This is a genomic window from Senegalimassilia anaerobia JC110, assembly GCF_000236865.1.
Classification (GTDB): domain Bacteria; phylum Actinomycetota; class Coriobacteriia; order Coriobacteriales; family Eggerthellaceae; genus Senegalimassilia; species Senegalimassilia anaerobia.
In genome coordinates, this window is the sequence record NZ_HE611017.1 from 161,439 (window position 1) to 177,833 (window position 16,395).

Consider the following 16,395-nt stretch of genomic DNA (forward strand, 5'->3'; position numbering starts at 1 on the left):
CCGGCGGCACGGCGCACGCCGGCGCGCGCCGCTTGCATCCGCATGCTACTTCGCGGCATCACCTACCTCGCCGGCGGCGGCGCGCTTCTTGCGGCGGTAGGCGTACACGCCGCCCGCCACGGCGGCGGCAACTGCAGCCGCAACCGCGCAGCCAATGGCAACGGCCGCCGCGGGGTTGGACGAGGCCGCGTCTGCCAGGTCCTCGACCGCACCGGCCACGCCGGACTTCGCGGACCCGGACGACTTGCCGTCGGCGGCCTTGCCGCTCTTGGCAGCGTCACCGCCCTTGGCAGCACCGTCCTCAGCCGCCGCCAACGCAGCAGCCGCCGCGTCACCTTCGCCGGAAACGCCGTTGGCGCCGTCCAGAATGGCCTGCGCCTCAGCGGGCAGCTGCCCGCCGCCGGAGGCCGGCAGCGTCGAACCCAGGTCAACCTCCCAGTTCGTGGACCAGGTGTGATCCCACACGCCGTTGAAGATGCCCGCGGCGATGGTGCGCGCCAGCCAGCCGATGGTCACCGAAGAGGTGCACGTGCCGGCAAACGAGGTGCGCGACGCCGACGGCGTGCCCAGGTCGATGGTCACCGTGGAGCCATCGAAGCTGACGCCCGATCCCCACACGTTGTTGACGGTCATCACCTTGTCCTGGATGACCACCGGGGCGCTCACCCACGCATGGCCCGACGCGTCCACCGTCATGGTGGCGTTGTTGCTGACCGGCGTCGACGGCGGGAAGCCGCCGTTGGTCAGGTGCGGGTTCAGCGGCAGGCCTGTGGTTGCCTTGTCGAACCACAGGTTGGCCGAAACCGTGTACGTGCCAGCGGCGAAGTGACCGCTCGTCGTGGTGCCCACCGTGGTCGAACCGCCCGGCGTGGGGCTGGGGCTCGGCGAAGGCGTCGGCGTCGGGTCCGGCGTGGGCACAGGATCGGGCGTGGGCTCCGGGTCCGGATCGGGCACCGGGTCAACGCCATCGGGCAGCGCCGAAGCCGGCAAGCTGGAGTAATTCACCGTTAGCTGCAGCGCCACCGTGCCGGTAGGCGCAATGTCCATGTCCAGCGGCACTGCATACAACTTGCTGCCCGCAAACGTATAGGACTTCACGCCCGTTACCATGTCGTCGGTCAGCGGCACCGACACATGACTGATGCGCGTATCGTACTTGCCGTAGCTCCACACCGATGCGTCGGCCGGAGCCTTGCGCGTCACGTCAACCTTCGGCAGCTCGGCACACGTGCCCAGCTCCTGCGTGGTGAACACGGGGTTCAGCACGTCAAGCTCCAGCGTCTTCGTGCCGTCGGCAGCCACCACCAGCGTCGCGTTCTTGGTAAGCGGCGTGGTGGGCGTGGTGGACACGACGCCCACGGGGTTGTTTCCGTCAAGCACCGGTTCGTGGCCGGCCTTGTCGGCGAACGGGTTGTTCGGGTTGTTCACGTACACCGTGGCCCCGGGGATGACCGGGTTGTAATCGCCCGGCATGCTCAGGTTCGCGGTGATGGCGTACGTGCCCGCCTTCAGCGTGCCCGAAGAGGCCTTCTCCACCTTCAGCGTGCCGCCCACGTACACGAACTCGTAGTTGGCGGCCGCACCGCCCGAAGGCACCAGCTCGTAGGACTTGCCCGCCTCAAGCGAGGCCGGCGCGCTCACGGAAGGCGCCTGGTAACCGGCTGCGGAAAGCGCCGTCTCGCCGCCCACGAAGCCCGTGACCTCAACGCCCAGGCCAGGCTTGGCGCCGGGCGAAACGGTCTCGCCGGCGTACGTTGCCACCAGCTTGGCCTTCGCGATGGACCACGTCACCTCGACCGGGTCGACGGTGCCGTCGGCCCACGTGAACCCGTCCTTCAACGTGGCCGTGGCCACGTAGTCGCCGGCGTCTTTGCCCTCGGCGCCAGAAAGGACGAAGCCCTCGGAAGCCTGCACGCCCGTCTGGGCAAGGCCGTTGTAGACAAGGCCGGACGCCGCAGCAGGCTTCTCAACCTTCACGCGCTCGTCCTTCAGGCCGGGTTTCGCCTGGTTGGCGAACGCAGCGGAAGCCTCGTTCAGCGCCGCCAGCGCGTCGTCGATCATCTGCTGGGAAACCAGCTTCTCCGCATACATCGAGCTTGCCGCGTCGATAGCGCCGCGGAAAGCATCGGCGGCCTCCTGGGAAACCCACGTGCCCTCGGTGGACACGTCGGAGCCGTCGGCGGAAACCACCACGCCAGCCAAGGCAGCCTTGGCCAAAGCGATGCCCGCCTCAAGCGCGGAGCGATCGACCGCGGCCGACCCGCTTTCCTTAGCGGAATCAAGGTCGACCACCAGCTTCAACGCCGGCTTGCCGGCCTCGGGCTGGATGTCGGCGTTGAGCGGCACCGCGTACAGCTTGGACCCGGTGAAGGTGTAGGTCACCGTGCCCTTGGCGTCGGCGGGCAGCTTCACGCTCACGCGGCAGATGCGCGTGACGTACTTGCCGTAATCCCACACCGACTTGTCCGCAGGCTGCTTGGTCTCCACGCTGACCGACCCTTCGGGCAGGTCGGCGCACGTGCCAAGCTCCTGCAGCGTGAACACCGGGTTGGGAAGGTCGAGCACTAGCGTCTTGCTGCCGTCCGCCGCAACCGTCACCTTGGCGTTGCCGTCAAGCGGCTTCGTGGGCGCCTCGGCGGCCACGCCCTCGCCCGACGCGCCGTCAAGCACCGGCGATTTGCCAGCCTTGTCGGTGAACGGGTTGTTCGGGTTGTTCACGTACACGTCCACGCCCGAAAGCACCGGGTTGTACTCCCCCGGCATGCTCAGGTTCGCGGTCAGGGTGTAGACGGCGGCCGGCGCAAACGAAGCATCTACCACAAGTTTTCCGGCAACATACTCGAAGACGTAATTCTTGCCAGCATAACCGCCTTCAGGCGTCAGCTCGTACTCTTTCCCAGGGGCCAGATTCTCGGGGATCTTCACCGAGGGAGCTTGGTATCCTTCGATTTGCTCAGCACTCTCCCCGTTGACGAAGCCGACTACCGAAACAGCGCCCTTCGCCTCGGACGCAGACTCCTTGACGACATCGCCCTCGTAAACCGCCGTTAAAGTCGCCGGAGACACCGACCACGAAACATGCTTTGCCTGTGTGCTGCCATCAGACCACACGCCGTTGAACCCAACAACGAATTCGTACTCACCAACGTCCTTTTGTTGCTTTACGTTATACGTCTGGAAGGAATACTTGCCGTTCGAAGAAAGCTGCGGGGCATGCCCCTTCCCATCGTAGGTGAATTGAAGCGAATCGTAATTTGGTTCATCATCAGGAGAAATGCCAACACGAACAGTCCCAATCCGCCACGATGAGCTGCCCGCTTCCGAAACCTTATAGTTACCGGATTCGGAAGAAACGTTTGAGTAGTCGGCATAAATCCGATAATCGGTACCGGGAATTGCCTCTTTTATTTTCGACGACTCGGTAACGACGGGCCAATTGCCAGAGTAATCCGTCACCTCTTCGCCATCGGAGGTGAACGCTTTTAAAGCATAGGAAAGCGAAGCCGCATCGAAGTCGTAGGGAACACCCATGATAGAGCTACCGTTTCCACCCATAAGCGAAAGCCTGAAGGTTATCGGAGCCCGCTCGATATCGTACGTGAACTCAATCGGCTCATTCGTTCCATCAAACCACGTGTAACCGTTTTCCGGCGCAATAGCAACTTTGTATTCGCCCGCATCAACCGCACTCGGCGACCCACTAACGACTTTGTTGTGAGCGCCAAGCCTCACACCGAGCTGCTCTTCTCCGTTGTAAGTAAGATGAGCGGTCTCGTATTCACCCCAATCAGTGGAAAGATAGGGTTGCCCGGCAATTTTTCCATCATTGCTCATGATGAGAATATACGCGATCGGGGCGTCCTCCGTTGCGGAGTCGAGACCATTTCGGTATGCGTTGTCCATATCACGAAGAAGATCTCGCCCGTAATTTCGCGGATAATCGCCGATCAAATCGACCTTCAGGCGTCCGTTTTCATAAGCGGAGTCCAATATCTCAGCAGTGACAGACACCCCATCGTCGCGAACGAGAATCGCCTGCGAACCATCAGCCGCAGGAAACGAAAGCGACATAGAGGCTTCACCGGGGTTGTACCAATACCCAGGCGTGTGGCGATATTGCGCATGAATCTCCTCCTCGGCCTTCGCCTGAGCAGAGGCCTCGTCCATTCCCTCGGAAACGTATTTGTTCTTCAGCTCCGTCACCTTCGCGGGGGCGTCAACGGCAACTGCGTAATTGTCGTACATCATGGACATCGTGAAAGCCGTGCCCTTAGGCAGAACCTGCTGCCCAAACGAGTAGGTGACTAGGTCGGACATGGTAAACTCCGCGTCGCCAACCCCGCTGTTCACAACGCTCAGCGTTCCTGTGACATCGGTCGACCCCGTCGAGTCGCTAATCTTGCCGATGCTAATCGACTGAACCGCCGTTGTGTCGACGACAGCATACGAAGAGCTCAATCCCAGACCATCAGAGAAGACCAATCGCCCGTTCTGCGAAACAATATTCTGCGAGGACAGCTCGCCGTCCTGGACGCCCCATACGACGACGTTCTTCGATTCAACGTCGGCGAACGGGTTTGGCAACGACACCGTTACCTTCGTGTTTCCGCTCAAGTCGACCGCATTGCCATCTTGGTCGATTAACGCCATATCGAACAAAGTTAGCGGTGGGGTCTGCACATAGCGCGATTTCAGCAGTTCAACGGCTTCATCGTAAGAGTTGCCGTCCTTCTGCTCGCTCGCAACGAGGGACACCTTCCCAAACTGATCGGAAAGTTTCTTTTCAGTTGTGGACACCGTCACGTTGACGCCCGTCGACTCGTCTTCGAACGTCTTCGTCACGCTTTCGCCCTTTGAAGGGTCATAGCCACCTTTCACCGCAGAGTCGAAATCAACCGACAGGAAGATATCCCAATTCTTATCCTCTTCAAGGATAGTCGGATACTGAACGCAATCCTTGAACTTATACGTTCCATTATCGTTATCGAGTTTGACAACAAGCTTCGTAATGCGATCAGGATGAGAACCATAGCTACTCGCAAAACCGCCGCGCTCAATTGATTCGATGTGCGCATCGTCGCCATCGTGGATGTCCTGTAGCGTGAAAATCTCATGCACGGGATACACCGTTACAGTCAACTCGCCATTCTCGCCAACTGACAGTTCACCGTTCTGCCTGCCCTTGTTGACAGGCGGAAAGTCGTTGGTGGTCATATAGGCATTGCTGCCGATTGGCGCTTGATATCCCGGCACGTACAGATTGGCATCTACCGTGTACACGCCAGCTTCCAGCTGCTTCTTCTCCTCCAGGCCGGTGGTGTCGACGAACGCCACGCACGCCGGGTCGGCGCCGTGGGCGGCCACGTCGAACATCATGCCCTCGACGTAGTTGGCGCCCTGCGTGGTCTCGAGCTCGCGGAGCGTCCCGTCGTCGGCCAGCGAGAACGCCCTGGGGGCGACGCCGCCGTTGAGCATCTCGGTGTACTCGAAGGTCACCTCCGCGCCCTCGGGGACGGCGACCTCCGAGCCGGAGCCGTCGAGCACCCTGAACGAGTAGACCCGGAGCAGCGCCGGGTCGCCCGACCACCTCTTGGCCACGGCGGCCGCGACCTTGTCGTAGGCCGGGTCGCCGGCCTCCAGCCTGGTGGCCTCGGCGCAGGCTCCGGTGGAGTCGGGGTCGGGAAGCGCCGACAGGTCGGCGCCCTCGACGGTCACCCGGCCCATCTCGACGGTGGTCGCGGCGTCGGCGCCGTACCAGGTGTAGGAGCGGGCCTGGACCTGCGGCGCGGCGGTTGCAGCATCCCCCACATTAGCTAACTCGCTATTCGCGAGTGCCGACGATGGAATCAATGAAACAACGAGTACAAAAGCAAGCAGCGTTTTCCAAGCTTTCCCAATCAAACCGACATGCGATGGAATACACGGCATAAAGCATTCCCTCCTTTCATGCGCGAAACGAGGGGGGCGGCAGATCACGCCGCCCCCCTCAAATCAACGAGAGCAGCTGCTAATCAGCAGCGTGATTACTGTGCGTCCGGGAACTCGACGGTCATGTAAATCGGCCATTCGTGGTAGCCTTTCTTCAGCGGATGAGCTGCATATTCCTTGACCGCCGTGAACTTATACTCGGCCTTTCTCTCACTGATCACGAGAGTCAGCGAGCTAATGCGATTCTCGTTGGGGTAGGAACAATATGTCGTTTCATAATCCGCTACAGTCACGCCATCCCCTCCGCTGAACTCGATAAGAGAGAAGCACTCGTTGCGAACGGGAATGGTGACCTGATATTTCCCACCGTCGAGGGCTTTCAGCGTAGCGTTGTCGCTCATAGGGCTGGTCGGGAATCCACCGAGTTTCAGAGGATTGTTCGGGTTCGTGAGATAAGCATTGCCGGACACGAGCGGTGCTTGGTGGTCCTCGTGCTTCACGTAGAGATTAGCAGTGACAGTATAAGAACCATCGGCATTCTGCGAAGCCGCAAACGCCTTGTCGATGTCCAGCGTGCTGGCGCCCGTGGCGACCAGCGCTGCTGCAGCCACCGCACCGGCGGCCATCTTGACGAAACCTCGACGCGTGTAGATCATTTTGGTGTTCATTGCGAATCACCCTCTCTTTGCGGCTCGTTTATATTGGAAACGCAACTTCGAGGCCGATGCCGCATCCTCGGTCCCGGAGCATCCCGCGGCGAGCGCAAGCGCTCGACCAAGTGGAATCTAGGTACGCCAAATCAGACGCGCGTTCGCGTTGCATGCAGGTTGATTACGTTGCAAGAATGGGAATGCCCCGCGAGACGATGCCGTTTTCCCTGGTTAACAGGGTGTTTCATCAGGCATGTTACACAAGGATAGCTGATTCGACAGGGCTAATTGTATGCCGAGGGTTACCCAAAACACAAGAAAAAAGTTCGAAAACGGTTCCTTTTTTGCCAAAATCTTGCCCAAAGGTAACAAATGTCACTTTCCCCAGGTCAAGGGGCAAAACGCTGCCATTCGCGAAATTCGATGCAGGACGACGGCAAAGCGGCGGATTCCGCCTCCGGCGCGACGCGTCCCACAGCCGGGTACCCGCTTTCCATAAGCGCCACGGCACCTTACGCAACAAGCTGTTTCGGATTTTCCGAACCCTGAGCGACGGAAAACCCGAATTGCAGCAACAGGAAATTTCAAATCTGGACAGCAGAATAATTCGAATGGGCGCATCGAAAAAGTAGGGCCCGTTACGCTTCGCATTGCACTCCATTAATCTATATACCAAACATTTGTTCTTGTGTATCGAACGTTTGTTTGGTAGTATACGTGTTGTAAGAGACGATCTTCGGCAAGTTCTTCCATTATTCCTTAGCGTTTGCTAATATTTAACGAAAGGTGGCGCATGACAAAACGAAGGGACTTGGTAAAGCAGTTAGAGCAAGCTGGTTTTTGGTCGTGCGGCGGCACCAACCACGAGCACTTCACAAATGGAACGGTTAGCGTTCTCGTCAAACGCCACAGAGAAATACCCGATGCGATTGCAGCGAAAATCCTTCGCGAAGCAGGTCTGCGATGAAGGGCCATTGGCGGAAAGAAGGTAGCATGATTTATATACGCGAGTTCGAATTCTATAGCTCAGACGGCTATGTGCTTGCCGTTCCCTGCGACATGAGCGGAGGTACATTCGGCGTCGCGCTGGAAGAGGCCGCAGAGTCGGCAGCAGATTGGCTGTTCGAGACGATCACCGACCACCTTATCGCCAACGAAGTCGTCCCCGGGGGCAAACTTGGGCATGAACCGGTTCATGGCGGGAAGGTCATAGCAATTGCGGTCAACGCTTCGCTAGGAAACGTCGACGCGATGACCGCCGCCGATGCGGCGCGAATGCTTAGCGTCAGCACCGCGCGCGTTGCACAGATGTGCGCCAGCGGGAAGCTTGCATCCTGGAAGGACGGGAGCAAGCGAATGGTTGCGCGCCGTTCGGTTGAGGCCAGGCTAGCCGAAGCGCCTGGCCCCGGCAGGCCGAAGAAAGCCGCTCAGCCAATGGAGGCGTAGCCGGGACCAGCGATTCTGCTTGACGCCTTTCGGACGTAGAGCGGGCACTCGAGTGCCGCCGCTTATAGCACGCGGATGCGGCGGCCGTCTACTTCTAGCAGGCCGTCGTTTTGCATGGCGCGCAGCTCGCGGATGAGCGACTTGTCGGCAACGCGCAGGTAGGATGCCCATTCTTGACGGTTCATGGGGATTTCAACGCGACCGTCGGCATCGACGGGAAGCGTGCGCAGGTACGCCAGGATGCGGTCGGACAGGCGCGGCTCGCCCACCACCGACAGCGTTTTCGTCAGCACGCCGATCTTCTTCGACATCTCCGCCGACAGGTTCTCGCGCACCAAAAACGCATGCGGGTTCGTGCACGTCTCCAGCTGCTTGGCGGGAATGCACAGGATGCGCGTGGGTTCTTGCGCGCAGATGTTCACGGGCGTGTGCTTCAGCGTGACCGGCACCGCTTCGGCGAACGACTCGCCCGGCCCGAACTGCGCCACCGGGCGGTCCTGCCCGCCTTGCGGCATGGTAGAAAGCACGCTACCCTCGATGACCACCGGGTAGAAGTCCAGCTTGTCGCCCGCGCGGCGCAGCAGCTGGCCTTCGCCAAGCTCCACGATGCGGGCGTCTATTTCTTTCAGCAGCTCGAAGCGATCCTTTTGGGAAATGCCGCAGAACACCGGCGACGCTTTCAGCGGATGAATGTCTTCCAACCTGATTCCCATGCGCGCGTCCGCCTCCTGCTGCGGTAACAAATGCTACCATTTGTTTACTATTACTAACTAATTATCGCATAGCCGCGAAATTTGTAAACGAAGGCTCACATAATTTCAGGAATTGGGGGCCGCCCCGAAAGCAGAACGCCCGCAGGGAATCACCTGCGGGCGTTCTGCATCTGAATGCATTTGGAGCGCTTGAGGCGATCGGCTTACCGTCTGACGTTTCGCGCACACCAGCCAAGACATCGACGACTACGCTATCAGGCCACTTAAATGTAAGCGGATAGAAAAAGGCGGCGGCACCGGGGTTGGTGTCGCCGCCTTTGTTGTGGGCAGGGTTTCGCTTGCGGGATTGCGTTAGGCCAGCAGTTTGCGGCCGGCGGCCTCCAGCTGATCGAGCAGCGCATCGGCAGCTTCGCGGCTGGCATCCTTCGCGAACGCGTACAGTTTGATCTTCGGCTCGGTGCCGCTGGGGCGCACAATCACCTTGTTGCCGCCTTCGACGTCGAACTCCACCACGTTTGCCGCGGGCAGGCCGTTTACGCCCTGCTGGTAGTCCACCACGGCCTCGACCTTGCGTCCAGCCAGCTCGGCCGGCGCGTTCGTGCGCAAACCCGCCATGAGGTCGGCCATCTTCGCCGCGCCATCGGCGCCGGGGTAGGACAGCGACACGGTACGGTTGAGCCACCAGCCGTGCTTAGCGTACAGGTCGCGCATGGCCTGGGCCAGGTTCTTGCCCGCCAGCTTGTACTCTTGCGCCATCTGGCAGATGAGCAGGCTGGCGTTCACGGCGTCCTTGTCGCGCACGTGGTCGCCGGACAGGTAGCCGTAACTCTCCTCGAAGCCGAAGATGAAGCGGTCTGCCTCGCCCGCGTCGGCCAGCTCGGTGATGATGTCGCCGATGTACTTGAAGCCCGTCAGGCAACGGCGCAGCTCGAAGCCGTATTCCGCAGCCAGCGCATCGACCATGGCCGACGACACGATGGTGGTCACGGCCACCTTGCGCGTCAGGTCCTCGCCGCGCTCGGCGCGCATGCGGCACACGTAGTCGAGCAGCAGCACGCCCATCTCGTTGCCGGTCAGCAGCGTGTAGTCGTCGCCGTCCTTGCAGGCCACGCCCACGCGGTCGGCATCGGGGTCGGTGGCCAGCAGCAGGTCGGGATGCACCTGCTCGCACAGGTCGATGCCCTTCTGCATGGCCTCGCGGATCTCGGGGTTGGGATAGGGGCACGTGGGGAAGTTGCCGTCGGGCTGCTCCTGCTCGGGCACCACGGTGACGTCGGAGACACCGGCGCGCGCGAGCACCGTGGTAACGGGGACCAGGCCCGTGCCGTTAAGCGGCGTGTACACCAGCTTCAGCGGGGCGGCGGCGATCTGCTCGTCGGACAGGTTGTTCACCGACTGCGCCAGCACCGCGTCGTAGTAGCGCTCGAGCACGGCGTCTTCGATCCACTTGACCTTGCCCGATGCCACGGCCTCATCGAAATCCATAGACTTCACGCCGGTGAACGCGTCGGTTCCGGCGATGGCCGCGGAGATGGCGGCGGCAGCCTGGCTGGTGATCTGGCAACCGTCGGGGCCGTAGGCCTTGTAGCCGTTGTACGGCGCAGGGTTGTGGCTGGCCGTCATGCAGATGCCGCCCGAGCAGCCCAGGTCGCGCACGGCCCACGAAAGCGTGGGGACCGGGGAGATGCGCGGGTACACGTATGCCGTCACGCCGTTGGCGGCCATGATGGCGGCGGTGGTGCGCACGAACAGCTCGCCGTTGTTGCGGCTGTCGCGGGCAATTGCGACCGAGGGGTTGTCGAAGTTCGCATTCAGGTAATCGGCGAAGCCCTGCGTGGCGCGGCCCACCGTGTAGATGTTCATGCGGTTCGTGCCGGCGCCAAGCACGCCACGCAGGCCCGCGGTGCCGAACGACAGGTTCTGGAAGAAGGCGTCGGTCATCGCGGCGTCGTCGCCGGCGTCGGCCTTCGCCTGCATGTCTGCCAGCTCGGCCGCCAGATCGGCGTCCTGCACGTTCTCAATCCAATGCGCAAGCTCGGCGCGCACATCGATATCGCTCATAAGGTTTCCTTCGCTTCTAGCGGTTTCTCCCCGGTTGCGCGGACGCGATCGGGCGTGCCGCGGGCATGCGCCCCGCGCGGCCGACCTCAGTCCGATGCGGCGCGGGCATCCGACCGCCCTCCAACCAGGCTTCCTGCATATGCGGCCCATTGTAAACGACACGCCGCCGAAGCGCGCGAACCCGACAGCATCAGCGCAGTTGCACGCCGGATGACGCGGCGGCGCCGCGATCCTCGGTGAACACGCGGCACCCTCGGCGCGCCATCAAGGGCATCATCGAGCTCGCCCGCAACCACAGCGCCGAGCCCGAGCGCCCGCTCGACGACCGGCAACGCACCGACGAACTGTCGAGCCGCCGCCCACCGTGGTCGTCGACGATACCGCAGACAAGGAAGACCCCACCGCACAGCCGGGGAACGAGCCGGATGCCCTGCCGAACGTAAAATCCGCCGGCAAAGCAGGGCGAATCGATGGTCTCGCGGGCGTTAACGGGTATGATGGGATTTGGCACCCCGCTGACAAACCAGACGGGGCCGACGCCTCAGGCGCCGACCTCGCCGATGATGGCGGCGACGGCTTAGGCGACAACGCAAGCGATGGCGCAACCACCCGCCCGGCCGCCGAAGCCGCAGAAGCTCGCCCAACCGATACGAAACCTTCGGTCGACGCCGATACGGAGCCGGCCAAGCACTAGGAGGAACCCAGCATGCACATGCGCACCAACCGCCGCGCAGCAGGCGTTAGCCAGGAAGGCGGCGCTGCCGGCAGCCGTCGTAGCCGCCGCGCGCACCGCACCCGCTCCCGAAAAGCCGCGCTTGCCGCGTTCGCCCTTGCCGCCGCGCTGTCCGCCGCACTGTCCGCCGGCTGCGCCGGCGATAGCGGGAAAGCCGCCGTCAAGCTGGACCCGAGCAACCCCACCACCATCACCGTCTGGGATTACTATAACGGGGCCCAGCAGGCGTCCTTCGACAGCCTGGTGTCCGAGTTCAACTCCACCGTGGGCAAGGAGAAGGGCATCTATGTGAAAAGCAAGACCCAGGGGTCAGTTCCCGAGCTGGAGAAAGCCATCTCGAACTCGTCGGCGGGCAAAGTGGGTGCCGAGGAGATGCCCAACGTGTTCTCCTCCTACGCCGACACAGCCTATAACGTGCAGCAGCAGGGCAAGCTCGTCGACCTGACGAACTATTTCACGCCCGATGAGCTGTCCAACTATGTGCCCGACTACCTTGATGAGGGCCGCTTCGACAACGACGATTCCCTGTACCTGCTGCCAGTGGCGAAGTCCACCGAGGTGACCATGCTCGATGAAACGGACTGGGAGCCGTACGCCCAAGCCACCGGCGCCACCATCGACGACCTGGCAACGCAGGAGGGCATCGCCGCCACCGCGAAGCGTTATTACGAATACACCGATGCGCTGACGCCCGACATCCCCGACGACGGCAAGGCGTTCTACGGCCGCGATGCCCTGTCCAACTACTTCATCATCGGCATGAGGCAGATGGGCGTCGACCTGCTCGCACCCGATGCCGACGGCAAAGCCCAGGTCAACGCGGACAAGGAAAAGGTCCGCCGCCTGTGGGACAACTACTACATCCCCTACGTCAGCGGCTATTTCAACGCCGTGGGCAAGTTCCGCTCCGACGATGTGAAAACAGGCGACATCATCTGCTACACGGGCTCCACCGCATCGGCGGCGTACTTCCCCGACCAGGTGGTCGACGACAACGGGACGCACAAGATCGACTATTGCATCATCATGCCGCCTACCTTCGAGGGCGGAAACGCCGTGGCCCCTCAGCAAGGAGCCAGCATGGCGGTGGCGAAATCCGACGAGCAGCACGAATACGCTTCCTGCGAGTTCCTGAAGTGGTTCACGGAGAAGCAGAACAACCTGCACTTCGCGGCGACGTCGTCATACCTGCCCGTGCGGACCGACGCGAACAGCATCGACGAACTCGATAGCGCGATCCGAGACGAGAACCTCTCCGTGAGCCCTAAGACCCGCGACTGCATCGCCATGGCCATGGACTCCTTCGATGACGTGGAGCTGTACGCGCTTAAGAGCTTCGACAACGCCTATGCCGCGCGCAAGGTGCTCGACTATTCGCTCGACGATAAGGCAACCGCCGACAAAGCGGCCGTTCAGGCAGCCATGGCCGCCGGCCAGTCGCGCGCCGAGGCGCTTGAGCCGTACGTGGACGATGCCGCGTTCGAGCAATGGTACGCCACCTTCTGCCAGCAGCTCCAAGCCGCAGCCGAGGACACGGAGTAGCAAGAAGTGCATAACGAACGCAAGCGCACTGAAGCAGGTGCGGCAAAGGGAAAACGAAAGATATCCTTTCTTCGAGTCCTCACGGTCTCGCTGGCCGCGATCGTCTTGATCCAGGGCGCCTTGCCCATCTCGGTGCTCACATTCAGCGACGTGAAGGGCACGCTTGAGGGCAACGCCATCTCCATCGACGCACGCGCGGTGGACAACCGCAAGGTGAACTTGGAAAGCGCCATGGTCAAAAGCTGGGCGGGCATCTCCCGTGAGACCGTCTCCCTCAACTCCACCCTTTCCGACCAGCTTGCCCAGTCGGGCCTCGATGTGCCGGGTTTCCTTGCCGATGACAGCCAGAAGGAGGCCTTCGTTGCCGACGCCTTCCCGCGGCTGCTCTCCGTTATCGGATCGAACACCACCAGCGGCGTGTACCTGATCCTGGGAAACGATGGCGACCTTTCCGTCGAGCAGGATCATATCGGGGCCTTCCTGCGCGACTCCGACCCCACCGGCAACTCCGATTCCCATTCCGACCTGCTGCTCGAGCGAGGGGACAAGGAAATCGCCCGCAACGCGTCCATCGCCCTTGACAACACCTGGGCGCCGAAGCTGCACCTTGCCGGCAGCGGCATGCGCAGCGCCGACGACTTCTTCTACAAGCCCTACGAGGCCGCCCTGCAAAGCCCGGGCGCCGATGCGAAGGCCATGGCGTATTGGTCGCAGCCGTTCGTGCTGGAGGGCGATCCGAGCGACAGCTACCGAATGATCGCCTACTCGGTGCCGCTCATGCTCGACGGGCAGGTGTACGGCGTGCTGGGAATCGAGGTGTCCACCACGTATCTGGCGGACACGTGCTTCCCCATATCCGAACTGAGCGGCAGCGAAGCCGGCGGCTACGCCCTTGCGCTGGCGGACGGCAACGGCTCGTACCAGATCATCACGGGAAACGGCGCGCTCTATAACGCGGTGAGCGCCGAAGGGCCATCCTTCGCGCTTGAGGAAACGCGCAATGCGGGCCTTATGCAAGTCGAAGGCGTTACCATGGGCGATCAACAGGTGTACGCTATCGCCGAACCGCTGAAGCTGTATTCGGGCATCGTGCCCTATGACGACACGGGCTGGGCGGTCGTCGGGCTGTTCTCCAAGGACTCCATCTTCGCCACAGGCAACTCGCTGTACCACCGACTGGGCGTCACCATCGGCCTTACCACCATCGGATGCCTGGTGCTGGTGGTGCTGGTCTCGCGCGCCATCAACCGACCGCTCAGGGAGCTGATCGGCAGCGTCCAGGGAGGCATGGAGAAGCTGCGCGCGTTCCGCACCTCCGTCGCCGAGGTCGACCAGCTCCATGACGTCATCCTCGACCTCACCGAGGACGGCCTGGAGAAGCAGCGCAAGCTCAACGAGGAGAAGGAGCGCTATCGCTTGGCCGTTAAGGGCACGAACGACGCATTCTTCACCTATCATCCCGAAACGGGAGCCATCGAGATCACGAACTTCCCCGACGACGGCGAGTTCGATTCCGCGTGCTTCTGGGACCTGTTCCGCCGCAACAGCGCGAACCCCGAGGCGGTGGACGCCATCGAGCAGGCCGTGAACCGGATGCAGGAGACGAGCATCCAGGTGGAGGTCGTGACCGAGCACTTGCCGCAAGGACGTTGGCTTGAGGTGAGCTCATCGCGCGTGGACGACGCCGCCAGCGGGCAGGACTGCATGGTATGCGTCATCCACGACATCGACGACAGGAAGCGTCGCGAGATCGAAGCCGCGCGCAAGCAAGAGCTCGATCCCGCAACGACGGCATATCGCTTCGAACCTGGCATGGGCGTCATCGCCGCAGCGCGCGCAGGCGCAGCTGCGGGACAGCTTGCCGCCATCGAGATCGATGGTTTCGCAAGCATCGTGCGCGACTACGGCATCCCCTTCGGCGACGTGCTGCTCAACGAGCTGACCAAGGTCACGCGCGCATTCAATCTTGACAAGGGCAACCACAACGCCATCCTGGTGCGCGCCGGCGCCGGGCAGTTCGTCTGCTGGGTCCCCGGCAAACACGCCGACGACGCCGTCAGCGAGGTAGCCGAGCTGCAACGAAGGTTCGCGAAATTGGTGCGCCCTGGAGTGCTGGAACTGGGGCTTCACGCGGGCATCGCCTCGTCAAGCGACGTTAGGAGCACGCACGAGTTGCTTCGCCGAGCGCGAACGGCGCTCCAAGCGTCGATGGGCCATCGTGCGATTTGCGCTTGCTGGGAGCCGTCAATGGATGACGCATACGGGCCGAAGCCGTTCGACCCCATATCCTCTTTCAGCCATGTCGAGGACATGACCTTGCCCGCCCTGACGCTGAACCTGCTCGATAGGCGCCTTTCGCTGGCGGCGGGCATGGACCTGCTCATGCGGCGGCTGAACGAGAAGCTCGACGTGACCAACCTGTTCATCACGTCGTTCCAAGAAGACTATCAGACGGCATCGGTGCGCTATTTCTTCGGCCCCATCCCGGGCATCGACGAGAGCGCCGTGTTCCCGCTTTCGCGGGAGGCCGTCGACACGCTGCAGCGATTCGGCGAGCAGGGCCTTGTGCATCCCGTGAGCGAGATGCCCATCTTCGCCATGTCCGCCGAGACGCGCGCTTACGCCAACGGCATCGCGTTCCCCATAATGAACGTGGGGAAATACTCGGGGTCCGTGTTCTTCCTGAACGACGCGGGCAAGGCCTTCGACGACGATGAGACCGCGAACACCCTGCGCGAGGTGGGCGCGATCATCCAAAACCGCATCAACCAAGAGGAGCTCGACCTGTCGGCGCAGGCGAAGTCCGACTTCCTTGCGCGCATGTCGCACGAGATCCGCACGCCCATGAACGGCATCATCGGCATGACCGAGATAGCCTTGAAGCCCGAGCAGAGCGACGAGCGCCGCGTCGATTGCCTGAACAAGGTGCATGCGTCGTCGCTATACCTGCTCGATCTGCTCAACGGCATCCTGGACATGACGAAGATCGAGAACAACAAGATGCTGCTCGGCGATGCGCCCTTCAGCATGAGCCACGTGGTCGAGGAGCTCAACGCCGTGAGCGCCGGAAGGCTTGCCGCGCGCAACCAGAAGCTGATCGTGGATATGCGAACGCAGCACGATTGGTTCATGGGCGACGCGCTGCGCCTGAGCCAAGTGCTCATCAACCTGGTAGGCAACGCCGTGAAGTACTCCGATGATGGAGGCACGATCACGGTGACCATCGAGGAGAGGGCCGCCATCGGCGGCGCGGGAGCGCTGGCGCCGGGTCGCGGGGCTGCGGGGGCCGGAGCCGCGGGGGCGCTTCCGGCGAGCTGTGAGG

The 16,395-nt window shown here is 62.1% G+C and carries 8 protein-coding genes; 4 read left to right on the plus strand and 4 right to left on the minus strand.

Annotation, left to right across the window (positions count from 1 at the left end):
- Window positions 1–45 precede the first annotated feature (45 nt).
- Together SFHG_RS09000 and SFHG_RS09005 are read right to left on the minus strand one after the other, a co-directional pair.
- Window positions 46–5,808: an MBG domain-containing protein gene (locus tag SFHG_RS09000; RefSeq protein ID WP_042436514.1), complete on the minus strand. Its 5,763-nt coding sequence runs from the start codon at window positions 5,806–5,808 to the stop codon at window positions 46–48.
- 215 nt (window positions 5,809–6,023) lie between these two features.
- Window positions 6,024–6,596, minus strand: coding sequence for a twin-arginine translocation signal domain-containing protein (locus SFHG_RS09005; RefSeq protein WP_042436516.1), 573 nt, complete (start codon window positions 6,594–6,596; stop codon window positions 6,024–6,026).
- 975 nt (window positions 6,597–7,571) lie between these two features.
- Between SFHG_RS09005 and SFHG_RS09010 the strand changes: the two genes are divergently transcribed.
- Entirely contained in the window at window positions 7,572–8,024 is a 453-nt protein-coding gene (locus tag SFHG_RS09010) for a helix-turn-helix domain-containing protein (protein ID WP_042436518.1), read from the plus strand.
- A 62-nt stretch (window positions 8,025–8,086) separates the two neighbouring features.
- On the opposite strand, the gene SFHG_RS09015 is transcribed toward SFHG_RS09010, so the two are convergent.
- Both SFHG_RS09015 and SFHG_RS09020 read right to left on the minus strand, forming a co-directional pair.
- A complete protein-coding gene (locus tag SFHG_RS09015) occupies window positions 8,087–8,737 on the minus strand; it encodes a Crp/Fnr family transcriptional regulator (protein WP_042436521.1) in 651 nt (216 codons plus the stop codon).
- A gap of 351 nt (window positions 8,738–9,088) precedes the next feature.
- Window positions 9,089–10,798: a phospho-sugar mutase gene (locus tag SFHG_RS09020; RefSeq protein ID WP_042436523.1), complete on the minus strand. Its 1,710-nt coding sequence runs from the start codon at window positions 10,796–10,798 to the stop codon at window positions 9,089–9,091.
- A 364-nt stretch (window positions 10,799–11,162) separates the two neighbouring features.
- Here SFHG_RS09020 and SFHG_RS09025 point away from each other — a divergent pair, with 364 nt between their 5' ends.
- The 3 genes from SFHG_RS09025 to SFHG_RS09035 all read left to right on the plus strand — a co-directional run.
- On the plus strand, window positions 11,163–11,492 hold the full coding sequence (locus SFHG_RS09025; protein WP_042436526.1) for a hypothetical protein: 330 nt from the start codon (window positions 11,163–11,165) through the stop codon (window positions 11,490–11,492).
- Between the two features lie 12 nt (window positions 11,493–11,504).
- The gene (locus tag SFHG_RS09030; protein WP_202898165.1) at window positions 11,505–13,073 is read left to right on the plus strand and encodes an extracellular solute-binding protein; all 1,569 of its coding nucleotides are present in this window, start codon (window positions 11,505–11,507) and stop codon (window positions 13,071–13,073) included.
- 6 nt (window positions 13,074–13,079) lie between these two features.
- Window positions 13,080–16,395: histidine kinase dimerization/phospho-acceptor domain-containing protein (locus SFHG_RS09035; protein ID WP_042436529.1), on the plus strand; the 3,316-nt coding region annotated here is incomplete at its 3' end.